We start from the raw sequence: 26,882 nt of genomic DNA on the forward strand, positions 1-26,882 counted from the left end.
TTACTCCATTTTTGTTTAGCTTCGCTTGAAGTTAAAACTAGTTTTAAATCAAAAAATAAATATATAACCAATATATATATATATATATATATATATATATTGATGCTAACTTTAATATTATAACACCCTACAAATTAATTTGTCAATAAATTAATTATTTTTATGTAAATTATTCTGGTATTTATAATTTATAACTTAATAATAACATATATATGAAATTCATTTATGAATTTAAGGTGTATTTTTAGGCTAATTTTGACTTGTTTTATTAAAAATAAAATTTATAAAATAACTTATAAAATAACTTGATTTTTAAGTAAAAAATAATTTAAAATAAGAATATGGCTAGACAATATTACAACAAGAGAGATTATGAGATTGATTGAGAAAATAGTGTGATTGTTTTAAAAGATCATATGATTGAGCAACTTAAATCTGATAATAAGTTTTTAAAATACAAGAAAATCGGTGGAAGCACCGTTTCTGAGATTTTAATTAAGGATGCATTCAAAAATGAATTTAATGCATTTTGTCACATTGCACACTTAAAATTACCTGTGTTATCACAAAAATACATTAATGCAGGGACTATTTTAGAACCTAAAATATTTGATTTCTTAAGAAAGATGCACCCTAATGTAGTGATTGAAAACTTTGTTGCTGCTGATTATGAATATAACTATTTCAAAGACAAGGATGATGTTATTATGGGAGTTCCTGATGGATACATCCCTTCCACAAATATGATTCTTGAAATCAAAACAGCACAAGATAAGAAATATGAACTTTGAGGCGACAAAGATGTTGATCCTTCGTATAGAAAACAAGCACAACTTTATTCGTATTTAAAGGGAGCTAATCATTACTCAATTATCGCTTTATTCTTAAGAGATGACCTGGGAGATTATTTAAACCCTGAAAATGTGGATATTAACCAAAGAAGAATGAAGTCTTACACTTTCCCTGTTAATAGAGCAGATGTTGAAGATGATATTAAAAAAGTTAAACAATGATACTATCATTACACAAATACAAACAAATCCCCTAAATTTGACCCTTTAATCAACAAAGATCAACTTGAATACTTACAATGTGAATCATTTGAAGAATGAGAGAAACTTTTAAATAAATGAAAACAAGAAGGTAAAGCTGATTTCAATGTAAAAGCTTAGTGAAATTTATTAACCAGCAATGGTTAATATTTTTTTGTTCATTTGTGCTAGGTGTTTTAGTATTTGTGACTAAAAGAAAAACAAAAAAACTTACACCGTTTAAAATGTAAGTTTAATGTTTATTAATTTCTATTTTCTTCTAAAAATTCTCTTGAATAAGAACCCTAAACCTGTAGCAATTCCTACAATTGGTGGAACTATAACTCCATAAATTCAACCAGGAGCACCTTGTTTTTTACCTTCTTCAACTTTTGTAGGTTCTTCAGGTTTATTATCAACAGGTTTTAATGATTCATTTAATTTTTGAGCTTTTTCTAATACTTCTTTAACTTTTTGAACAGTTACTTGTCCATTAGCTTCAGAAATAAATTGTTGTTTTTGCTCTTTTGATAAGTTGTTTAACTTATTAATTTTTGCATTTACATCTGTTTTAGATGCAGCTAAATTAGAATCACCATTTAATGATTTTTTAGCTTCAACGACAGGATTAACTTTTTCATTTAAGTCTTGCACACTGTTGTTAAAGTCTAATTTATTACTTAATTCAGTTGATTTTGCTAATGCATTATCTAATGCTGATTTTTTAGGTGCATCAGCTTCGGTATAGTTAGGTGTAGATTTAACTTTTTGTACCTCATTAAACACCTCTAACGCATTATTAACATCTACTGCATTTGTCAGAATGTTTTCAATAGTATCAACTGATGCTTGTGAATTTACTAATTCTTTAGCTTTTGTTTTTTGTTCATCTGTCAAGTTAGTTAAGTTATCTATACCATAATTAGCTTTAGCTTTTGCTTCTGATAATTTTACATCACCATCTAGATTATCAAGAGCATCTCTTAATGCATCTAATTTCTCATTAAGACTTTCAACTGATGTATTAAATTCATCTTTAGTTTTAAGTTCATGTAATGCATCAAGTGCATTTGTGAATGCAACTTGTTTTTCCTGTGAAGCTTGTGTATATTGAGTTTTATTTTTTACATCTTCAACATTCTTAACAACATCAAGTGCACTGTTAATTCCTTTGACATTATTTTTAATATCTTTAATCTTAGAAACTTCATTTAAGCTGTTTACTGCGTTTCTAGCAGCCTCTTTTTGAGTATCTGATAAGTTTGAAGCAACTTCGATAGCAGCAAGCGCTTCTTCTTTAGCTGTTTTTAATCTATCAGCACCATCAAGAGCATCGTGAGTTGATTTTAATGTATCTAACTTGTTATCTAAGTTAGGATATAGCTCATCAAGGTCAAGTGTTGTTGTTAAGTCGTTTAAAGTAGTAACTGCATCATCAAATGCACCTTGGTTTGAAGCTTGAGTGTATTTGATTTCTGACTCGACTTCTCTAGCAGATTCGACTTTAGAAATCGCTGCATCAATGCTTGATGCATTTGAAACTACTTTATCAATTCTTGCTTTATCTGATTTTTCGTTCACTAACGCGATAGCTTTTTCTTTTTGAGTTTCTGATAATTTAGGTAATGAGTTAATTTTAGCTATAGCATCTTCTTTTTGAGATTCAAGTAATTTTTCTTCAACTTCATCAATTGATGTTTTAGCTTCAACTTCATTTTTAGCAGCGTCTTTTTGAACTGATGTTAAGTTTTCAAGTACGTCAATAGCTTCTTTAGCTTTTGTTGTTGCATCAGTTAATCTATCTTTACCATTTAATAAACCTTTAGTTTCAGATACAGCTTGTAATTTAGTATCTAATTTGTCAAATGGAGTTTCGAAGTCTGTGTAGCTTGATAATCCAACTAATGCAGTTACAGCATTATCAAAGTTTGTTTTAACATCATCTGACGCTTGTTTGTATTGAACTTCCTCTTTTATCGCGACTTCATAATTAAGTGTTCTAATACCACTATTAACTTTTTCTGCAGTACCAACAATTGCATCAATTTCATCTTTAGATGTTTTTGAATTAATTAGAGTTTTAGCAGCTGGTTTTTGCACATCATCAGATAAGTTTGATAATGAGCTGATTTTATTTGATGCATCTTGTTTTTGAGCATCTAATAATTTATCAGCAACTTTAGCAATAGTTGTTTGTTTTTCAACTTCAGTTTTTGCATCTCTTTTCTCATCATCTGATAAGTTAGGTAATTCATCAATAGCAGATTTAGCAGCAGCTATTGCAGCATCTAAGTTTTGTTGACCATCAAGTGAGTTGATTGCATTATTAAGAGATTCCGTTTTTTCTGTAATGTCAGCAATAGGACTTGTTGTAAAGTCTGTTACTGTTTCTACACCTGGTAAGTTGTCAAACGCTGTTTGAGCAGCTTGTTTTTTATCTGAATCAGCTTCTGTGAATTGTGATTTAGATTTAACATCATTAAATCTTTGAACTTGTTCGATAACAGCATCAACATTTGTTGCGTTTGTAACAATGTTTTTTGCTCCTTGAACTGTCATGGCAGCATCAATTTGATTATTTGCTTCTCTAATTTGATCAGGACTTAAGTTTATTAATTCAGCTAATTTAACTTTAGTTTCTGCTTTGGCAACATCTAATCTATCTTGACCATCAAGATCTCTAACAGCATTATTAAGTGCATTTGTGTCTTCTACAATATTTGCAATTGGTTGACTAAAGTCAGTTGTCCCTTTGATTGTATCGATTTTTGCTTTTGCAGCATCAAATTTTGCTTTTTTATCTATAGGTGTTGTTGATGCTTCTGTGTAGTTTGGTTTTAACTCTTCTGCATTTGCATTTTCAAGAGTTTGTAAAGCATTGTTAAGTTCTTTAGCACGTTCAACAATAGCGTTAACTTTTTCAATTGTGTCACTATCTTCTGAATCAATTAAATTGTTAGCAGCTTCTTTTTGTGAATCATTTGATAACTTATTTAATGCTTCAATAGCTTCTTTAGCTTCTCTTTTAGCATCAGCTAATTTTGTGTCACCATCAAGTGCATCAATAGCATTTTTAAGTGTTTCTTTCTTAGCAACGATATCTTCAGCATATGGACTTGTGAAGTTTTCATATGTTTTTGTATCTTCTAATGGTGTAAGTGCATTATTTGCAGCTTGTTGTAAGCTTTCTTCTGCTTGTGTATATTTAGGCTTTGAATCTTCTTTAAGTTTGTTTAATGCATCAACTTGTTCAATTACAGGATCAACATTTGTAACGTTAACAATAATGTCTTCAACACCTGGAACTGTTGTAGCAGAATCAATTAATCTTTCAGCAGCAGTAACTTGGTTAGCACTTAAGTGTGTTAAAGTAGGTAATTTAGCTTTAGCATCTGATTTAGCTGCATCTAAATTTGTTCTTCCATCTAAATGTTTAATAGCATTTTTAAGAGTATTAATTTTATTGTCAATATTTTCGATAGCAACAGTGTTGAAATCTAAAACATCTTTAGCACCTTTAAGCGAATCAACTGTATTGGTTAAATCGTTTAATTTTTCTTTACTTGCTTCTCTAAACTCAATTGTGTCTTCAGCTTTTTTAGCTAATTTTAATAATTCAATAGCTTTATCAATATTTGTTACATTTGTAATAACAGTTTCGACTTGTTTTGATGTCACTGCTTGATCAATTTGATTGAAAACATTAGTGAATTGATCATCTGATATATGGATTAAATCACCTAATTTTTGTTTCGCTAATTCTTTAGCATCATCTAAGTTTTTTACTCCATCAAGTGCTCTATCAGCATTTGATAATCTATTACCAATAGAATCTAAATTAACATAATCTTTTGTAAAGTCAATTGCATTTTCATAAACTTCAGCAGCTTTTTTAGCTTTATTAAATTCATTTTGAGCACCTTCTGATGCAGATGAATATCTGATTGTCCTAATTGATTTATTTGCGACTTTTAAGGCTCCTAAAACAAAATCAATATCTTCAGCATTATCTGCAATTTTTTGTACCATATCTGGTTCTGTAGCTAATTCAACTTGCTCTTTAGCTTTTAATTTTTGTTCTGTAGCCAAATTCTCTAAATCATCAATCGATGTTATTGCTCGTTTTTTTCTTTCAATGAGCTTGCTGTCACCATTTAATTGTGTTTCTGCATCTGATAATGTACTTAGTTTGTTATCTAAATAAGGATCAACATCATTAAAGTTATCTACTGTTCTTAAGTTTTCTAATGCGTTAATAGCATTATCAAATGCTCTTTGTCTATCTATATCAGAAAGTTTGTAATTTGGTGTTTCTTTAACTTCGATTGCTTTATCTAATTTATCAATTGAATCATTAATTTTAGTGACATAGTCTTTTAATAAGTTAACATCTGCAACTGTAGTTTTAGCATCAATTTGATTTTTAGCTACTTGCTTTTGTGTGTTTGATAATTTTTCTAATCTATCATTTTGTTCTTTAACAGATGTTTTTGCATCTAATAATTCTTTATTTGCTACTCCATCCAATCTAGCTTCTTCTGATGATAAGAAACTTGATAATGAGTTTAAGTTAGCAATTGGATTTGTAAAATCATTTACATTGATTGCATTAACTATTTCATCATATGCACTGTTGTAAGAATTTCTAATCTCTTCAGTTGCATAACTGTAGTTAATTGATTGTTTAACTTCATTTGCGTGATTGATTGATTGCTTCAATGATGGGATTGCATTATTTAATTCAGAAGCATTTGAAACAACTGCTCTAGCATTTTGATAATTAAATGCATCTTTATTAATCTCATTAGTCAATAAACTTCTTTGTGCGTTTGATAAGTTAGTTAATGAAGCGACCTTATTTGTTAAATCTTGTTTTTGAGCTTTAACAAATTTAGATCTTACATCTGCTGATGAATTTTGATTTTGAACTTCAGAAATTAAACTATTTTTCTCTTGATCATTTAAGTTTTGTAAACTCTTAATTTGAGTGATCGTTTGTGTCTTGAGATCATTTAAGTTTTTTACTCCATCAAGTGAAGCAATAGCATCGTTCATATTTGATACTAAAGTATCAATATTTGAAAGTTTATTAGTAAAACTTGTATATGCAGCAAGTGCTTTTACAAAGTTATTTAATGATTTAGTAAGTGCATCTTGTTTAGATGATGTCGCCTCTTTATAAGCAATAGTTTCTTTTGCATTTTTTGCTTGCTTAGTAACTGCTACTGCTGTGTTTAATGCAGAAGCATTTTCTTTTAATGTATTTACACTTGCAATAGTTTTTGCATTATCAATTTCTTGTTTAGCTTTTTTAGCTAAATATGCAAGTAAGTTACTCATATTTTCTATTTCAGATTTAGCTGTATTCTTAGCTAAAACTAATTTAGAAGCACCATTTAGATTTCTTTGTGCACTTATTAATGCTTCAGAATTTTCACTTAAGTTATTTGGTAAGTTTTCAAAATCCGAATAAGTTTTAACACTTGATAATGTATCTAAAGCAGTATTGAATTTAGTTTGTAAATCACCATCTGCTTCAATGTAGTTTTGTGTTTGTTTTTCAGAAGTTATATTATTGACTAAGTTAATAGCTTCATTTACTTTAGAAACATTGTTTTGGATTCTATCAACTGACTCAAGTGTTGTGCAATTTTCAACTAGTTTAGTAGCTTTTGTTTTTTGTTCTTTTGATAAGCCTGAATTTGCAATTGCTGCATTGGCAGCATTTTTAGCTTTTGTTAATCTAGCAATTCCATCAAGGGCATTTGTTTTTGTAACTAAGTTATCTGTTAATTCTTTAAGTCCAGAAATTGACTCTGAAAAATCAATATTTCTATCAAATCCTGTTAGAGCATCTTTAGCTTTAATAAATTCGTCTTGAAGACTTGGTGTAGCTTGTAAATAATCAACTTGTTTTATTTTATTTACAGCAGTTTGTAATGCAGCGTATGCCGTTTCAGCTTGAAGAGTATTCTCTAAAATCTTATTAACTTCAGCTATTTCTTGACATCGATCGATAAGACCAATAGCATTTTGTTGTTGATCTTCAGGTAAGTATTCTGAATTATGAATTCTTTCAATTGCATCTGATTTAGCTACGCCTAAATTATGTAAACCATTTAAGTCATTTTTAGCTTTTTCTAATTTACCTAATAAAACTGCATAACTTGCTGATGGATTTGTAAATTCTTCTGAAGATAAAGTGTTTTCAACTTCATCCAATACATTTGTAAATGTATCTTTAAATTCTTTATCAGCTTCTGTAAAATCAGGTTTGTGTTTAAATTGTTTAGCTTCATTAAATTTGTGAATAAGTTGGTTTAAATCCTGAGCATTCTTCATAATTCTGTCAATTTCATCATTGTCTGAAGATGCACGCATTTGATCTTTAGCAGCTGTCTTTTGTTCATCTGATAAGTATTTTAAATTATCAATTGTATTATCTCTTAATTCGGGAACTAAATTGATTTCATAAGTTGTATCAACTCAGAAGTCTCTTGTGTAAGGGACTTCTGACATATTTTGCATTTTGTATGTGAAGTGCTTACGTAGTGGGTGATTAGGTATCTGAGGTTTTTCATATGATTGATTTTCAACATTGACCGTAAATGTTCTTCTATCTACTTCTCTTCCTGTATTATCTTTAAATACATAAGTTACAGTATGGTCTATTGGAGTAATTGGAATTTGGTAATTAATATTTGTATTGTGGTTAGCATCTCTATTTAATGGGAATTTTGAAGCTATTTCTTGTGCGCTATCAACTAAACGATAGTGCTCTGGAACCATATTCTTAATTCTTTTGTAGAAACGTTCAGTGTTTTGTTCCATTATTCTTTTTGGACCTCATACATTTGAAGGTGTTCTATCTGAGAATAATTGAACGTTATATCAGAATTTTGAAACTATTAATTGGTCTAGAATAGGTTGTGCCGCAATACCTTTAAATAAACTTCTATCACCTGAAGTAAAGTATTTTGATACATATTCATCTTTAAAGAAGTTAGTGTCAGAGTGAGAACCTTCTCCAACATAAATTGTGCTTGGGAAGTGGCCTGGAAAACTTTTTAATAGATCATTATTTGTTCCGTAATGTTGTGCTCAACCTTCTTTAATTAATCTGTCACTGATAGCTCCATAATAAGCACTTGAAATTTTTGGAGAATTAAAACCATATGCTTTAACAAAATTGTCAATACTTCTATTTTCTTCATTTCCTTTTGATCAAATAAGTGCATACTCTGAAAGATGACCTCCTAATGAGTGACCTGTAGAATAAATTTCTGAAACAGGTTTTTGACTTATTGTTGCTAGAGAAATTCACACATTCTCAGCTTGACCTGGTTTTTTTCTTCATATTGATAAATCTAAATCATCATCGAGATCTTTTGCACCATTAGTACCTGCAATAGCTAAAACACTAATAGTGTCATTTTCTAAGAATGGAAAATCAGATTGGTTAATTAATCAAGACGCTTGGTATCCATTACTTTCATCTCAAGACTCAAACCTTTTTCAATAACGGGCCATATTTTTATGAACTGTTTCAAAAATTTTGTCGTGCTCATCTCGCTTATTTTCTGGAACTTCGCCTAAAAAATATGCTTTATTTTCTTCTCATAAATCACGATTTGTATCATCAAACTCAATATCTAAGAAAGCTTTACTACGGTAAGATAAGTTACTGAAAATTAAAGCATCACGAGGTGAAAAATCTCATTTAAGTTTATGAGCATCATTATTATCAGTAATTCCATCTCCATCTGTATCTTTTAAGAATGGGTGCGAATTGTATCCAAAATAAGTCTTACCGTCTTTTACAAATGTGTAGACCTCATCTTTATTTAAAATACCATCACCATCTTCATCACCATTAGGATTTAAAACCGGACGATCCAACATAAGTGAATCATAATAACCATCTAACATTGTTATTTCAGCATTTTTAATTTTTCTCGCTGTTTCCTCTGTTAATTTAACACGTTCTGTCCTTTCAGGGGCTTGTAAATTAGTTGCAATACCTGTTGAAATTGCAATCGATGGAATAATGATTAAAAGTGCTGATTTTAAACCAATAATTAACTTTTTATTTTTGCTCATAAACCACCTCTTCTTAATAAATAAATTGATGCTTAAATAAGACAAAACTTCTTTTTGTCTTTATAAATGTAATTATAGTTTAATTATTTACTTTTGGATTATATAATTACAAATTAATCTGCATAATACCTTAATTTTTCACAAATGTGAAAAATATATTTTTGTTATATCTGAAATTAATTAGTAATAGAATGAAGTTAAGTAAATAATATTTTAAAGCTATTTGCTTAGAAGAGAATAAGATACACAACATCAAAAATTCTCAATCGAAAATGTTCCATTATATGAAATTAGTTTTCTTATTTTATAATTGGCATCATCTTAGTTGTAACAGTTAATTTAATTGATTCAACATTGGACAACTCAGTTAGAACACTTGTCGCAAGATTTGTTATGTGCTACACGCTTACTATTGGTTATAGTATTATATTGATCGTTTTGTTAGTTTGATTTTTGAATTTTTCTTGGATTTCTTTGACATTGTTCATCCTGTCAATTAATCTATTTTCTGTAAATTTATCTTTTCTAGATAATCCAGTTAAATCATTAATTTTGAAAACTAAAATTTAAATAAAACTAAACTTAAGAAACAAAGACATATATAACCTTTGACGTGTCTATAGGTTGATAAATACATCAGTCTAATTGCTAATAAACTTTTTAAACTTCTAAAAGAAAAAAAGAGTTAAATTATTTTTTAACTCTTTTTTTCATTAATTTAACAATAAAGAAAGTTGCTATACCAAAAGTTATAATTCCAGTTGTAACACCTAAAATACTTCATAAAATAACATGTGTTTTATTGGTTTTAGATTTTTCAGATTCTATTGAAACATCTTCTAATTCTTTTTTATTATCAGAATTATTCTTTTCTATAGTTGAACTTTCATTAGTAGTTGGATTTGAATTAGCTTGATCACTTGTTGGATTTTCATTTATTGCATCTTTATTTTCAGTTGCAGAATCTTCTGTTACAGGTTTGTTATTATCTTGAGATGCTGAATCTGTTCCTGTTTCAGAGCTTGAATTAGTTACATCTTCTGATGAACTTTCATCAGTTATATTTTTATTTTTAGTAGTATCTTCAGATACTGGCGAACTATTGTCTTCAACATTAGATACATCAGATTCTTTTGAAATCGGATTATTTTCTTCTGAACTTGAACCTGTTTCAGATTCATCAGTTTTTGGAGAACTTGTTTCTTCTTCTCTTGAAATCTCACTATCTGATGACTCTTCTATATTAGTTCCTGTATCTGTTTCTACTTCACCTTCAGAGCTTTCTAATTCACTTTCACCGTCATTGCTTCTAGGTGGATTATTTTCCGTATCTGATTCACTAGGATTATTATTTGTATTAGTTTTAGAAATGTCATCTAATTCTTTATTTTCTTCACCAACTGCTGTGCCTTTATTTAATTCATTAATTGGCACTTCAAGAGTATGAGCCTTAATTCCAAATACAACAAAACTTTTTTTGCTATTTACTCATTGATTATTATATTTATAAAAACTCAAAATATCTCTAGTTTCATAGCTTGCCACCAAATCTACGTTTTTTTCACCTTTATTAGTTACATCAACAATGATTGAAAAATATTGATCTTTCTTTAAAATAATTTCTTCATTTAAATCAATTGTATAAAATCCTTTATCACCAGAATTTGGAATTTGTACTTCTTGAGTTAATTTTAGTTCACCATCTTCAGGATTAGACATTGAAGAATTTTTAACATAAATTTTGATTTCAGCAGTAATGTTTGAACCTTTAAGCGCAAAATTAATTGACTTTAATTTTTCTACAATTTCATCATTTGCTTTTTTAACTGGGAAAATATTTGCCATTGTTCTTTCATTAGTGTCAATGGTTGCGAATAAAGAAAATGAATTTTTTGTATCATAATAGTAAGTATTTTGATATGCATTATTATTTTCTACTTCAACTGCCATTACTTCATGAATTAAATCTAATGAATCGTATGAAAGCATAAAGTAGCCCTGAGCATGCATGTTTTTAGTTCCTCAACTATTTTTAATAATAAAACCACCTTTTTGTTTCGGTGTTTCAGGTCCAAAATTAGATGCATAATAATCATCGTCTCAACCTACAATAACTGAAGCATGATTTCTGATATGTCTTTCTTCAGGTGATTTAGTTATAATAATTGAATTTGGTTCGTTGTATCAAACGGTGTCAGGATGAAAATTCATTTCATTAAAAGCATAAGCAACTCCCACAGAACCGTATTTGGCAATCGCTAATTTAATATCATCAACAGTATGATTAATTTTTACAGCTTTTTTAATTTTGGCAATTGTAGGGTTATCAAAATTAGGAAACTCAGTTTGATTAGTTTGAGCAATTGGGGATGTATTTCTCATCAAACCATTAAATGCGTGAGATAAATAATTTCCTGTACCTAAAATTCCTTTTCATTCTTTAGCATCGGGATTTAAATTTAACTTATCTGCATTATGATTTCAACTATTACTTATGTAATCAATTGCGTGTTCATCAATATCTAAAGAATTTTTAGTGTAATTTCCTATATTATTTTTTAAAATATTGGTTTCTAAAATTGAAGCAATTGTATATGCTCAACAAAGGCCTTCATGACCTTGATTCTTAACGTCAGTAACTAAATTGTGTTTTCTTGCATCAAAAAAAGGCATTCTTGCAATTTCTTCTGCGCTTTTAGTTTGAAAAAGTTCTAATTTTGGTGCGTCAGAATCAGCTGATGTGGCTGTGCTTATCACACTAAAAGGTATCAATAAACTTGGACTAACTAATAAACTAGTTAATATTTTTTTATTTTTTAATCTCATATATTAATTTTAAATAAAAATTAATATTTTTGTAAAGTATTTTAATGAAAGTCAAATTGTTGAAACAAATATCGCTTATTTTATAAGCTTTTAATTGTTAATTTAAGATATTTAAAAAAATATTTTTCTAATTTTTTAGTTATATGTATAAGTCATAAAAAATTCTAATTTTTATAAAAAACTCTTTAAAAATCAACTTTTTAAGAATTTAATAAACTAAAGAATATAAAAACCAGAGATTATTATTTTTAATTATCTCTGGTTATACCATGTTTCCCACTTTGTAGCATAAATTGGAAAAGAATACAAAGCTTTCCTATTTGTTCCGTTTCTAATTTTTAAATATATTTAATCACACATAATTTAAGTGCATTGAATAAACTTTGATGTGCTTTTTTGTAATAAAAAAGTAGCATAAGCTACTTAATTTTGACTTTTAAACTTACTACACAGCGTTTTTCATTTGCTCTGCTTTAGGTAAGATAGCATAATATGAATATTTGTGTGCTGGATCTTGGAACAGTTTAACTGTTGAATCTTCCTTTGTACCCTCTAATTCAATTAAGTACTCTTCATAAATGTTACCTGTGATAATTAATTTATCAATGATTAACATTAATTTACTAATTGAATATCTAGTAGGTGCATAAGCTGTATCGTGGTTGAAAAATTCATAAACTTTCTTACCATCTGATTTAACAATTAATCTAAAGAAAGTGTCTAGAACCTTTTGTCTAAGTTTAATCATTTTTTGATATGTTTGAAAATCACTTACAGAAAATTCAATATTATTAGGTAATTCCGGTGCATCAGCTTTGTAGTTTTTAATTGGATATGTTCTTTTTCCATCAACTACTGGTCCTAATGTATGAACTTCATATGTGTTTTCTTCAAATTGTTTAGTTGAATCAACTATTGTGTAAGCAACTTCTTGACTTTCAGGAAGTGTGAATCATTTACCGAATCTTGTAGCTGCATCTGTATACATAGCTGGTTTAGGATCTTTTTGAACTTCTTGACCAGCTAATGCATTTTTAGTATCATTGTAAGCCGCTTTAAGTGTCTCAACATCAAAGTTTAATACAGTTCCATTATTTGAAAAATCTAAGTAATTTACAACATTATTAACATTATTGTAAGCAGTATCGAATGCATCTTTTCTAGCTTGCTGGTCATCATTTGCATATTTGTAGCTAGCTTTAACATCTGAATAATCTGCGACAGCTTCTTTTAAACTTGGAACTAATTCATTTAAGTAATTAGCATTTGTTTGAATGTTTTTAAGTTGTTCTTGGTTTTCTGATGTTTGGATTAATTCTTTAATCTTAGTTCTTTGCTCCTCTGTTAAGTTTGAATATGATGATTCAACTTGAGAAATAGCAATTGCTTTGCTTTGCTCGAATGTAATTTCAGGATTTGTATTTGTTTTATTATCTCCTGGGTTCGGTTGTGGGTTGTTTGTATTATTGCAAGAAAGAGCAACGATTGGTAATGACATTGAAACTAATGAAAAACTACCAAATAAAATTCTTTTATTAATTTTTTTCATATAGCCTCCTTTCTATTTTGTTTATTAGGTTATTTGAATTTAAATTAATATTTATTATTTTTTCAATCTTGAACTTCTTTAGGTGTAGCTAACACAAAGTGATTATCATTGATTTTTATTCATTCAGGTTGATAATCTTCTGTGTAATTATGCATTGCAGGATTATATTCATATCCTAGCAAGCTACCTTTATCAGAATCGATTGATGGAACTGACTCAAGTAATGATTTTGTGTATGGATGAAGTGAGTGTTTCATAATTTCTTCAGTTGTACCAACTTCAAGTAATCTACCTTTATTCATAACAGCAATTCTGTCTGAAATATATTCAACCATACGTAAGTCGTGGGCAATGAACACAATTGTAAGATTATATTTTTCTTTAAGTTCATTAAAGATGTTTACAACTTGTGCTTGGATAGAAACGTCAAGCGCTGAAATTGGTTCGTCAGCAATAAGTAATGTAGGTCTAAGCACAACAGCTCTTGAAATCCCGATACGTTGTTGTTGTCCTCCTGAGAATTCAAGTGGATAACGTTTTAAAACTGATTCATCAAGTCCTACACTCTTAAGAATGTCTTTAACTAAAATTGTTTTACATTCATTTTCAGTTAATTTATTTAATTCATCACGTTTTGCTTTGTATTCAGCTAATTTAGCTGCAACTTCTGATAAACCTCAAGTTTGATTAATCGTTTTTTCAAAGTCAACATATAAAGCATCATATGCAACATTCTCATTGATTGAAATTTTGTGATCTAATTCATCTTTGAACTTTCCAAATAAAGAACGATATTCTTTTTTATCAATCATTGAGTATAAATGTTTAACAACCTCTTGGTCGTAGTTAAATAAGTAAATTTCTTTAGAGTTCTTTGTATTTGTTAAACCTTCAGAAACAACTGTTTCAATATTAACGTGTGGATTAAGTGAGTTAGCTGGATCTTGGAAAATCATTTGCACTTTATTAACCATAAAGTTAACGATTTCTTTATATTCTTTAAGTGATTTACCAAACTTAAATCCTCTAACCATTTTCTTAGGTAATAATTTATCAAGGATTTTGATTTGTCCAAAGCTGTGTGGTGTAAGTCCGATAATTGCACGTCCAATTGTACTTTTACCTGAACCAGATTCACCAACAATACCTAAAACTTCACCTTTGTAAATGTTTAAGTTAAAGTCTACTACAGCTCTAAATGCTTTTGAACGAGAACCATATGTAACATCCACGTTTCTTAATGTTGCTAAAACTTCCTTACCTTGAGGAACTTTTAACATTTCATCTACACCTTTAATGTTATATCTTATGAATTCTTTTTTTCAGAAAAGGAATTTTTTTTGTGTTTCTATGTAATAGTCTTTTTTCATAACTTATTTTTTAGAACTTGCTAAAAACTCCTTTCATAATTTTGCAATGTGTGCAGGTGGTGTATATTTAGGTGCTCTTTTATCTAAAAGCGCTGATTTAACTCTATGTGTTTCTGAAACATAGTAAAAGTTAGGTTCAACTTCAAAATCTCTACCAAGTGCATAATCATTTCTAACTGCAAAAGCATCTCCAACAATATTATTTAAGTTAGATGGAACTGAACCTCTAATTGTTGAAAGTCTTTTACCATTATTAACATCAGGCATACTTAAGATTAAACCTCAAGTATATGGGTGTTGTGGATATTTTAAGATTTCTCTTGTAGTTCCTTCTTCAATAATTTGACCTGCATACATAATTGAAATGTAGTCAGCTATCGAAGCAACAACTCCAAGGTCGTGAGTAATAAACACGATTGATAATTTAAGTTTTTCTTGTAATTCTTTAACAACTTCAAGAACTAAAGCTTGAACTGTTGGGTCAAGCGCTGTTGTAGGCTCGTCCATTACTAAAATTTTTGGTTCAAGCGCAACAATAGCAGCTATAACAACACGTTGAATCATACCTCCTGACATTTCGTGTGGGTATAATTTCATAACAGCTTCAGGGTCATTAATTTTTGTTAATTTAAGGAATTCTACAGCACGTTCGTATGCTTCTTTTTTGTTTTTAACAACTTTGTTAACAAGCATACCTTCCATAATTTGTGCTCCAACTTTCATAGTTGGGTTTAATGTAGACATAGGGTTTTGGAAGACAGCTGAAACAACTCTTCCTCTATAGTGTGAACGTTCTCAATCACGCATTGAGAACTTCTCAACGTGATTATTGTAAAGTTTAATTTCACCACTATCAATTACAGCATTATCTCCTGTAAGTCCATAAAGAAGAGATGTAATAACTGATTTACCTGAACCAGATTCACCGATAATTGCATGAACTTTTCCTTCATAAATTTGAATAGATGGTCCACGGAGAACTTTGTTCTTTTGACCTGGTACAGATGGGTTTAAGAATGATAAGTGAATGTCTTTAATTTCTGCAGCAATTTTAAGTTTTGTTCCATCTGAAAATTCTTTGTACTCAACATTTTCCATAAATGTTTCTCAATCAAACATATTTTTTCTGTTTCCTAATCCAATACCAGAAAAAGCGTTTGTGATTGCAACATTTATTTTTCTTTTAAAGTGTTCTCATTTAGACTTGAATGATTGTTTTTCTGATTGATTAGATAAGTTATTATCTTTTTTCATAAAACTCTCCTATCTTTGTCTTCTTAATGCATCTTGAACTGATGCACCAATTAATTGAACACTTGTTGTAATTAAGATTAAGAATGTTGAAGGAACAAATACGTATCTTAAGTAGTCAGGGAATAATTTTTGACCTTCAGAAATTAAGTTTCCTAATGTAGGAACATCATCGATAGCAAGACCGATGAATGCAAGTGATGTTTCTGATAAAACAACACCAGGAATTGTGAATACTAATTGAGTAATTAAAATAGGTAATATAACAGGTACATAGTTTTTAAGAATTTTTCAAGTTGGTGTACCTAAGACTTTTGATGCAGATACTCATTCAAAGTATTTAGCACGCTTAACTTGAGCTCTAATTTGGTTAGCCATACCTGTTCAAGATGTAAGTGAAAGTGAGAATACAACAACTCAGAAACTAGGTTTGATAATAATAGTCATTAAAATAAGGATGATAATTGTAGGAACAATTGAAATAACTTTGATGATGAAAGTCATAATTTTGTCAAAGAATTCAAATTGACCCATCATAATTCCAATTGTAAGTCCAATAGCAACCTCAATTGCTGTTACAACAAACGCAAGTGCAATTGAATACCTAAGTCCTCATCATAATCTAGCTCAAAAATCTCTTCCTAAGTGATCTGTTCCAAGAATGTGAAATACACCCTTGCTATCTACTGTATTGAAAATAAGTTTTGAATCATCAACACTTGTAACGTTTGGATCTTGTGTTGTAAATGGAATAATAATCGCTAATAAGATTAATGAAACTAATGTAACAAAACCAAAAACTCCAGCAAAACTTCTTGAGAATCTGTTAATAAATTCTTTGAAAACTCTTGGTTGAGCTTGCATATGCATATCAGTTTGGAAGTCTACAATTTTTCCGACAATTTTTCAAGACTGATACACAAATGGTTGTGTAATTGGGTTTGGTGCTGTTGCTAATTCTTCTTTAGACATTGAAGCAGTTGCTTCACGTTCTTTAATTTTGCTTGCTGTTTTTTCGAAGAATTTTTTGACTGATGAATTAAATTTGTGTAAATGTTCTTTAAATTTCATTAAGCACCTCTCCTTCTAATTCTTGGGTCAATTGCTTCATAAAGAATATCTCTGAATGCATATGATAGAACTGTAAGAAGTGAGAACATAACAATTAAAAATAAGATAACATTGTAGTCTTTTGAAGTAATAGCATTAAGCAACATACCTCCTGAACCAGGAATTAAGAAAATTTGTTCAATGAAGATACTTCCGATGAATGATCCAAAAATAACAGCTGGGAAGAATGTAGCAATTGGGAATAGCGCAGGTTTAAGTGCATGTCTTCAAACGAATCTGTTTCTTGACACACCTTTTAAGTAAGCAAACTTAGCGTGAACTGAGTTAAGCTCTCTGTTAAGCTCTGTTCTAATGTATTTAATATAAACAATGATGCTTCCTAATGAAAGTGCTAGACCAGGAAGTATATAGGTTGCAAAATTATACTGGTCAAATACATAAGGTATTCCGACAACACGTCCGATAAAGACAAGAAGTAAAGCGAAAATAATAGAAGGAACAGATGAGAAAATTGAAACAATAACAGTTGAAATGTTATCTACAAGTCCTCCTGGATTTTTACCAACTCAAATACCAAGTGAAATACCGATTGTAACTGTTAAGAATACTGAGAAAATTCCAACTAAGAATGATTTGTAAAATCTATCTCAAATAAATTCAGTAATAGGACGTTCAGGGAAAAGTGAATAAGAAATACCAAAGTCGCCGTGGAATAGACCATTTAAGTACTTAAAGTATCTTGTAAGTAAAGGTTGATCCAATCCATATTTTGCTTCAATAATTTTTCTTGCAGTTTCATCCTTACCTTGTGTAAGTGGGTTTTCACCTGGAACTGAGTTAATTAAGAAGAATGTAATTGATATAACAATAAATCCGATAACAATAAATTCAGCAATAATTTTTAAGAATTTTCAAGATGTTTTTAAGAATGGTGAATCAATTGAAAGAAGTTTATCTTTAAGCTTTAATTCAACATTTCTTTTACTTCTGAAGATAACTTTGTTATCGTTCAGTTCATAAGTTTTATTATCTACTTGTACTTTTTTCATTAGTTCCCTTCTTTAGTTCTTGGTAATTTTGCCATTGGTGGTCTTGTCATATCGTATGCATATTGAAGTGAGAATCTGAATAAACTATCAACCCCTCCAACTTTTGTAATTTCTCAGTTTGTATCAACTTCCATAAGTGGAATTACAACTGCTGTATCTCTGATAACTTTTTCAAGTCCTGCGATAAATAAGTAAACTCTTGTTTGAGATCAGTTTTCTAAAAGTTCCTCATCTGTGAAGTTTCCTGAGAAGAATGAGTTAATTCTTGAAGTGTATTGTGAAATTGATTCATCTGGATGTTGAAGTGATAACTCAATGAATTTATTTCAGAATACTGGAATTGCATCATCTGGTTTTGCGCTTTCGCTTCTTAATAATTCTTCTTGGTTAAATTGTAATCTTTGTTGTGTTTCATTTGTTAAGTTAGCTATTTGTTCTGTTGTAAATTCAGTAGCTAAATATGTAATAAATGCATTGTTGATTCTGTTTGTTTTAATGTTTTTGTTATTAATAATAATATACCCAAGTAAGTTTTCAACGTATTGCTCTGAATATCTTGCTTTTTTAGATTCATTTAAACTTGCAAGCGCAAGTGAAACAGGTTTTGCGTATTTTTTAACAAATGCTGCTATTTCACTGCTACTTTGTGAAGCTTTTGCTGAATTATAATCTGATGCAATGTTTGCATAGTCCCCTGATAATGAGTTTGAATTAATAATTGTATTAATTCAATTAATGTCAGATTGCATTAATGAAAGTTTTGAAACACTAGCATCTTGTTTTTGAAGTTGTTCAATAACTAATTCACCTATGTAGTCACCATAAATGTATGAACCAACTGGGTTATCTTTGAAAGCAATTGTTTTTTGGTTGATTGTATCAACTTCATCACGTTTGAAGAATACCGATACATAATCCTGTGCTCCGTTACCACCTAATCTATCGTAGTTTTGATAAATAATTTGGTATGCACCTTTTTCAATAAAGCTTGCATATATGTTTTCAGGTAATGTTTTTGATTCAATTGAAATGTAACCATTTGACATAGTTTCAAGAGCACCTTTTAAGAATAAACCAGCGTTCTTTTGTTCTTCTGAACCATTGTTTAAGAATTCAAATTTAACTGATTGTAATTCTGGATGTTTTGCTTTGAATCTATCTAAATAGTATTTTGCTGTTTGAATATCGTAAGTTAAATCTTTACGTTCAGTTTTTTCAAATGTGAATGACTTAGCTAAGTGAACAACGAATTCGTAGTTTTGTAAGTCAAATTCTTTACCATTTTTAGTTGTAGATTTTTGACCTTCAAAGAACATTTCAATGTTTTTACCATCGAATGTTTTGTATTGTCCATAAGATGTTCAAGTGTTAACAGGGAATGAGAAATCTCATCCAACGAATTTAAGAGCTTTTTCTCTGTTAACTGCAAAATACATTGCATTTCTTAAATCTTGATCTTGTAAATATGAATTTCCATTTGTTTCGCTGTCTAAGTTGAAAGCAAAAGCAATTGTTCCATACCCTGTGTTTTTGTTAAGGTATTTTTTCATTTTAGGATCAGATCAATAAAGGTTCATTTTTGAAGCAGGAATATATGTTTGTGAAATTAAACCATCTTCAAAGAATAATGAGTTTGTGTTCTTGTTAGTTGAGAACATAATTTTGATTTTGTTTGAAATTGTGTTTTCAGCATCAAAGTAATCTTTATCTTTTTCAAGAATAATGTAACCATTATCTCCTAAAAGAATACCTTCACCATTTTGTGCAATTTTAAATGGACCTGATGTTAAGAATGTTTTAGGTTCTGAACCATATTTATCAATTCCACCAGCAACAGTTTCAACGTGTTTTCTATTGATTGGGAATAAGTTGTAAAGGATTGTGAATAATAAATATGATAAATCAGGTGTTTTAGTGTCATCAAAAATCATTGTAAATGAGTTTTCACTACTTGAAAGTGCTTTAATTGTACCTTGTAAGTCTTTGTTTGTTTTATTAAACTCTTGGTATGGGTTTACATACATATTTTTAACAATCTTAATTTGCTTTTTCTCACCATTAACTAAAACTGTAAAGTCTTGAACTTCTTTATCTAAAGCAAAAGAAGAGTTTTCAGGTAATGATAAGTGTTCTGCAATGTAATCGTTATCGTAATCTAAGAATAATTGACCTGTATAGAAACCAAATTCTAATGCAGCTTGCTTAATTGCTTCAACTTCCACAGTATCAAGTGGATTTCCATTTCCATCTTTGATTTGTGAAGCAAACACTTCTTGGTTTGGATTTTGAATGTATCTGTTCAATGCTTCTGATCAAACATAATCTCTACGTCCAAATGGATTTTTATATGATTGTTTGAATTTTTGTTGGTACTCTTTTTGAGCGTCAATAAATTTATCAACTGCTCTAATTCCATATTTTCTAACTGTGTCTAATTTTTGAGACCCTGTGTTAAGGTCTAAAATGTATTCTAAGTAATCTCTAATGTCATTTGAAGTTACAAAGTCACCGTTAGATCACATATTTTGTTTTTTTCTAGTGTATCCTGTAATAGCCATATAGTTATTAGGGTTTCTAGGGTTTCTGTAAGCATAAATAGTACTTTTTTCTTGGATATTTCCATCTGATAAGTCAGCTAATCCACCCACTGTTTGGAAGTTATCAATTCCATAGAATGCATTTGAAATTTTACCTTTACCATCATTATCTAAAAGTTCACTTCTAGATGCATTTAAGTAGTCAGTGAATTTAGCCGAATCTTTAACTGTACTATTTTCCATAACAACAAAGTTGTATGAAGCTTTGTTAAGTAATGATTTAAGTTGAGCTGTAGGACCTGTTTTTAAATATGAGTCCACTAATGATGGAACAATTTTGTCCATTGATTTATATCTAACATAGTTTAAGTTGTTAATTGGTTCAGTTGCTAATCCTAAATCATAATCAATTGATTTTGTGAATAATCCACCTGATTGACAAGATAGTAATGCAATTGACAAGACAACAGGAGCAGAAGCTGCTGTTAATGTCAATAATAATTTATTTTTTAATTTCATCTTCTTCTCCTTATTATCCTGAAATGTTAAATTGGTAATCTACGTAAATAATCGTTTTTCCTGTGTCATTGTTGTTTTCATCTTTTTCAGGCATTATCTTGATTGGTGATTGTTCATCAGCTTTACCGTTTTCAATCATTGCATCAAGGTCACCAATTGTAAATCCACCTATTGTATCTTTATTTTCATTAGCAAAATCAATATAGAATCTGTGTTTTGGTTTTAATAATGAGTTTCTGTATTTAGACATAAGTGCATAATCAGAAATTCAAGATTGGTAACCTAATTGTTCAAGTGTAACTTTAGAATCTGCATCACCTTGTTTTTCATAATAGAAAATGTTGTTTGTTTTATCAATGTTGACAGGTAAGTAGTGCATTTCATTTGTATCAATGTCAGTGAACTTAATGTATTTAACTTGCTCTGCTAATTGATTTGGAATGTATCCATACATAGCAACTGCATCAAGTTTTTTGTTTCTGAACATACCTGAAATTGTTCTTTCTGAAACTCCATAGTTAAGAAGTTGTGAAACAAAGAATGCTTTAGGTCTTGAAGTAATTTTGTTTCCTTCAAAGTCTTTTAATCTAATGTTGTTATCTTGGATGGCATTTCTGTTTTCATCATAAAGTTCCATACCGATTTTTTCTTTTTCAAATCTATCTTTAAAGAATCCGTTGTTATTTGAGATGAAGCTTCCAAAGTAGTTTGAATTTCTTCTTCCATCTTCATTTCTTTGAAGCATTGATGTGTCATTTCAGATTCCAAAAATAGGTTCCTTGAATTGAGTTACAAGTTTTTTATTCTTTTCAATTGATTCGTTAGCTAAATCGATATTAGTTCTTGAAAGTTCTGCTTGTAAGTTATTGAATTCTTGCTCTTTGGCAGCTAATTGTGCTTTAAGGTCAGTGATTTTTTGTTCTGTTTGATTGTATTCGTCGCTACCTTGTTGCATTGAAGCTAATTTTTGTTCTTCAGATTTAATTTGTTCTTTATGATCAGCAATTGCAGCTTCAGCAGCTGGAATTAAATTTAATTTTAAGTTATCAACTTTAGATTTGAATTCAGCAATCTTAATATTTGTTTGAATTTGGAAATCTAAAGTTTGTGCAATGTATTCTTTGTATTTATGTGATTGAATAGCTGCATAAATACCTTGCACCATATCTGATTGACTATTTTTGATATCGTTTAAGTAGGCTAATTTAGTTCCATCAACAATGTAATCAAGTCCAGTAACTGATTCATTTACTCCACCTAAGAATTTTGGTAAGTTACCAAAATTTTCAAAACTTGGTAAGTAAGTTGTTTGAACATAATCTCTTGTTAAAGTTTCAGCAATTGAGTAAATATAATCTGTGAATTTGTCATTTAATAATGGCTCAACTCTTGTTTCATTGTAGTTGAATACATCACTTGATGGTTTACCTGAAGAGAATCCACCATAGTAAATATCACCGATAAGAAGATTTTCTCCAATAACACCAAAGTTTCTAATGAATGTAATGTTTCCTAATAAAAGGATTAAGTCATGAGTATCAAAATATTGTTTGTAATCACTTACACCATATTTTGAAAGAAGTTCATTAAGGAATTCTTGTAATTTAGCTGCATCAAATTGTAATTTTGATTCTGGGTTAATTAATGAAGCGTCTTCAACATAGTTTTCTCTAAATTCAGGACTTTCAATTCTAATTCCATATTCTTTTGAGAAGAATGCTTGGTTAGCAACTAAATCAGTAGCAACATTAAAGTCTTTAACTGCAAGAAGTAAGTTTGAGTTTTTAAACGCTTTCATTGCATAGTTAGCTAAAAGTTGTTGTGATGCACCGATTTCAACTTTTTTATCTGTTGAAACTGTGAAGTCACCTGCTAATACAACTGATTTAATTTTGCTTAAATCAAATTTTGATTTTACATAATCTAAATCTCAATTGAATGATTTAGAAGCAACATCAAATGAAGCTTTTGAGTAGTCGATTGATAATAATTCCATCATTTTATCAAGCGAAGCAAAACCAAGAGATTTTGTAGTTTTGTTTGTATCTAATCTTGTTGCATTAACTTTGTAGTTAGCAACAAAAGCTTCAATTAAGTTTGAATCAGCTTTTTTGTAAGCTGATGAGAATGGATTAAGTCCAACATATTTCACAGTTTTATCAAAAGCATCTGGACCACTTGTAAGTAACTCACGTAAGTTTTCTAAAGTTAACATATTTTGGTCTTTGTCTAAGTAAGTAAACAAGTCTGATGAGTTGTTACCTAATCTTGCAATTCCAAGAGCATATGAAAATGCAATAGAAAAGTTATTTTGTCATCTTCCATCAATTGATTCAAGACCCAATTCAGTAGCGTACTCATTCATTGTTTGACTAAGTCTGTCTTTTGAGTATGTGTATGTACTTAAGAATGCTGAGCTTGAAACATATGGGAATGTATATTTAGTTGAGTTTTGTAAATCTCTGTAGTTTGCAAATGTTAAAACAGAGTTAATGTTTGCTCTATTTTGCATTTTGTATTCTGTATCTATATAACCATAGAATGTGGTAACAATATCTCTAAGTGAACCTTGTAAACTTGAACGAAGTGATAAGTATTGCAATGCTTCTCTGTGTTGTTCAGGTGCATCTTTGCCTGGTTGAGCAAAGTTTGCTAAAACAGAGTTGTATTGTGGATCGTATTCAATTTTGTTTCCTCTGTTTTTAAATAATTTAAAGTAGTCATTTAAATCAACTGCATTAAATAAGTCTTTAAGGTAAATTGCAAGTGAACCACCTAATCTTGTTGCATTAGTGTTTCATCCTGAATCAAATAAGTCGGCTTTGATAACTTCTTGAAGCGATTGAACAATTAATCTTTCTTGTGAACGAATGTAGTTTCAGCTTTCTGTATCAAGTTCAACATTTAAAGGAACATTAATAGCTGGCGAACCATCTGGTTTTTTGAAGTTAACTTTTGTAATAACTGTTTTGTCATTTATAGTTCCAGTTTCATAAACTCTAACTTTGAATTCATCATCATTGATAAAATCAACAAATTGTGCAATAGGTTGTCCAGAACCATCTGTTAATTGCTCAATAACGTTTTTAGCAGTTACTTGTGCAAATTTAATTTCACCATTTTCGAATTTTTTGAATACTTTAGATTTTCCAGAAATTGCTGGGTTAAGTGTTCCTGATTGTTCATCAAATGAGTTCGCAATGAATAAGTCCCCTGGAGCAACTTTTCTAAGTTTAGCTGCTTGAATCATTCCTTCATAATCTTGTAAGAAACGTCTTTGTGGGTTAGCTAACACTGTGTAGATGTCTTGTCCAGCTACACCTACAGCACCTCACATTTGATTTTTAGTTTCAACTTCTTGAGAAACAACTTTTCCGTTTTCGTCAAGAATACCAAACTGGAATTTGATGAATTTACCATTTTCAGTTGGAGCACCCAAACTGTTTGTTCTAATAACTGTAAGGTTTGTTCTAGCTTCTAAATAGTTTTTAAGAGATTTGTATGAGTAGAATGAAGAGTCGCTAGCTCCACCACGAGTTGAAAGACCACCAACTAAAATAGGGTTTTTAGAATCGATTCAAGATTGACCTTGATCAAGTGTGTAGTGATGTCCATATTCGTGAGTTGCAACATATTTTAAGAAGTCTGTTGAAATACCTTCAAAGTCTTCAATAAGAGTTCCTAAAACAAGTGGAAGTCCAATTCTATCTGATTCTGAAACACCTTTGTATTCACCTTGAACAATTTTGTATTCATATACCCCTTTATCATTTACAGATTTTTCTAAGTGTGGTCCGTTTAATGATTTAAGTAAGTGTGGGTATTTTTCTAGAACTTTTTCAGCAAGTCCATTATAAACTTCTGTATAAACTTGGTATTTTCTTGAATCAAGTCCTCTTAATGTTTGTCCATTAGCATCTTTTTCTTCACTTGTGTAACCTAAAATAAGAGGAGTAATTGAACCTAAATATCCAGCAGCTTCCTTAAATTGAGCAAAACCAGCTGGTGAATAATTATTTGAAGCACTTGCAACAAATTGTTCACGTAAGATAAATCTGTTTGAGTCTTCAAGTTTAACTGAAAGCATATGTGTTGAGCCGGAATTTTGAATTGTAAACTCTTTAATTTCACATTCTTTAACTAATGCTTTTTGTTCTTCATAAGTTTTTTCTTTTAAAGCAGGAACTTCATTGATTGCTTTAACAAATGAATCAAAGTAGTAAGTTTTATCTCCTTCTTTATAAACAAAAAGTTTTGTTCCAACATATGAATTAATGTCATAAAAATCTAAGAAGTGAACAATATCTTCATTTATAGCTTTTACAAAGTTTCTGTATGTAATTGCTGAAGCTTCAGAAATTCTTGTAAAGTCTAAACTTGTTCTAACATCAAAGTCACCTCTAGCAGCAATAACTTGATCAAGTTTTGCTTTATCAGTTTCTGAAAGTGAATCTCTATCAAAGTTTTTAACTGCGTCTGAGTCAGCTTTATTTTTGTAATCAAAGAAGACTTCAAAAGTTGTTTTCTTTTTTTCTGTATTGTAGTTACTGTTAACATCTTTAATAATAACTGGTTTGAAGTCACTTAATGAAACTGTACCAAAGTTAGGTTTGAGTTCCTCTGCAACTTTTGCAAATTCTTCAGAACTAATGTTACTTGGTAAGTAAACTGTTTGAATTTTTTCAACATCAAGTTGTGGTGCTGAACCTGGAATGTAAACTAAGAATTCTTTGTTAATTAATTTTCTTGGAATAGTAATTTCTCTAAATGCTGTATTGTTAGGTAGCATTGAAGAGTTTTTAATTGCAGTTGCTAAAGGAATGTTGTTTAAGAACATATCAACATCAGCTTTAGGAACTTCATAATTAAATGTTGAATAAGTTAACGCATCTTGTGCATTTCCTCTACCACCGACTGTTGAGTAGTAAGGTAATGAACCAAAGAATGCATCAGGGAAGAATTTAATTTCACTGTATTCTTTGTGCAATGTTGAGTGAGACCCTAAAGTAATAGCATTACCATTTTGCTCAACTCCTGGAACAATTCTAAATGAGTCTAAAGTTAAGAGGTCAGGACCTCAAGATACGTTTGACATAAATCAATTTGAAAATTCAATAAATTGTTTTGGTCTAACAGCTAAAACGTACTCATTGTAAAAACTGAATGAGCCGTATTTAACTTCTAATATGAATGATTCATTGTATCTTTTGTAATATTCTTTGAAAAATTCGTCAAATGAATATTTTTCTGTTTCACCAACAAAGTTGTATTCATTGTAAGTTTCATTGTTTGAAACTACATTAGCAACAATTTTTGATTTAAGTGGATCTAAAACAGAAACTTCAGGTTTAATTTGATCATTTTCATCATAGAATTTTTTAAAGTTGTTTACAAACAATTTTTGATCAACTGGATTTGTTGGTCCATTCTTTTCGTCAGAATTATTTGCATATCCGTAAATTGAACCAACAGCAATACCGGACGCTCCTGCTAATATACCTAATGCTAATAAAACTTTGTATTTTAAAGCTAAATTTTTCATATAGTACTCCTTTATTGAATTTCAAATTTTGATTAAA

The 26,882-nt window shown here is 29.7% G+C and carries 10 protein-coding genes; 1 reads left to right on the forward strand and 9 read right to left on the reverse strand.

Annotation, left to right across the window (positions count from 1 at the left end; all coding sequences use genetic code 4):
* The first annotated feature begins 341 nt into the window (after positions 1-341).
* Entirely contained in the window at positions 342-1,172 is an 831-nt protein-coding gene (locus ACMZI9_RS00390; protein ID WP_323176457.1) for an MAGa7180 family putative nuclease, read from the forward strand.
* A 129-nt stretch (positions 1,173-1,301) separates the two neighbouring features.
* Here the strand turns inward: ACMZI9_RS00390 and ACMZI9_RS00395 are convergent, their stop codons facing one another.
* The 9 genes from ACMZI9_RS00395 to ACMZI9_RS00435 form a co-directional block, all read right to left on the reverse strand.
* The gene (locus ACMZI9_RS00395) at positions 1,302-9,131 is read right to left on the reverse strand and encodes a hypothetical protein (protein WP_416099022.1); all 7,830 of its coding nucleotides are present in this window, start codon (positions 9,129-9,131) and stop codon (positions 1,302-1,304) included.
* Positions 9,132-9,821: 690 nt separating this feature from the next.
* Positions 9,822-11,957, reverse strand: coding sequence for a C1 family peptidase (locus ACMZI9_RS00400; protein WP_323176459.1), 2,136 nt, complete (start codon positions 11,955-11,957; stop codon positions 9,822-9,824).
* 445 nt (positions 11,958-12,402) lie between these two features.
* On the reverse strand, positions 12,403-13,506 hold the full coding sequence (locus ACMZI9_RS00405) for a variable surface lipoprotein (RefSeq protein WP_323176460.1): 1,104 nt from the start codon (positions 13,504-13,506) through the stop codon (positions 12,403-12,405).
* 44 nt (positions 13,507-13,550) lie between these two features.
* Complete coding sequence (locus ACMZI9_RS00410; protein WP_323176461.1) at positions 13,551-14,876, reverse strand: ABC transporter ATP-binding protein; 1,326 nt, start codon at positions 14,874-14,876, stop codon at positions 13,551-13,553.
* A 3-nt stretch (positions 14,877-14,879) separates the two neighbouring features.
* Positions 14,880-16,130 carry an ABC transporter ATP-binding protein gene (locus ACMZI9_RS00415; RefSeq protein WP_323176462.1) on the reverse strand — a complete coding sequence of 417 codons (1,251 nt, stop codon included), beginning with the start codon at positions 16,128-16,130 and terminating at the stop codon, positions 14,880-14,882.
* A 9-nt stretch (positions 16,131-16,139) separates the two neighbouring features.
* Entirely contained in the window at positions 16,140-17,099 is a 960-nt protein-coding gene (locus tag ACMZI9_RS00420; RefSeq protein WP_323176491.1) for an ABC transporter permease, read from the reverse strand.
* A 98-nt stretch (positions 17,100-17,197) separates the two neighbouring features.
* Positions 17,198-18,247, reverse strand: coding sequence for an ABC transporter permease (locus ACMZI9_RS00425; RefSeq protein ID WP_323176463.1), 1,050 nt, complete (start codon positions 18,245-18,247; stop codon positions 17,198-17,200).
* On the reverse strand, positions 18,247-21,303 hold the full coding sequence (locus tag ACMZI9_RS00430) for a hypothetical protein (RefSeq protein WP_323176464.1): 3,057 nt from the start codon (positions 21,301-21,303) through the stop codon (positions 18,247-18,249). Before ACMZI9_RS00430 ends, ACMZI9_RS00425 begins: the two co-directional genes overlap by 1 nt.
* Positions 21,304-21,316: 13 nt before the next feature.
* Positions 21,317-26,845: a PDxFFG protein gene (locus ACMZI9_RS00435; protein ID WP_416099024.1), complete on the reverse strand. Its 5,529-nt coding sequence runs from the start codon at positions 26,843-26,845 to the stop codon at positions 21,317-21,319.
* Positions 26,846-26,882: the final 37 nt, after the last annotated feature.

It is taken from the genome of Mycoplasma sp. 4079 (assembly GCF_047785185.1).
In the GTDB taxonomy this organism is placed as follows: Bacteria; Bacillota_I; Bacilli_A; order Mycoplasmatales; family Metamycoplasmataceae; genus Mycoplasmopsis.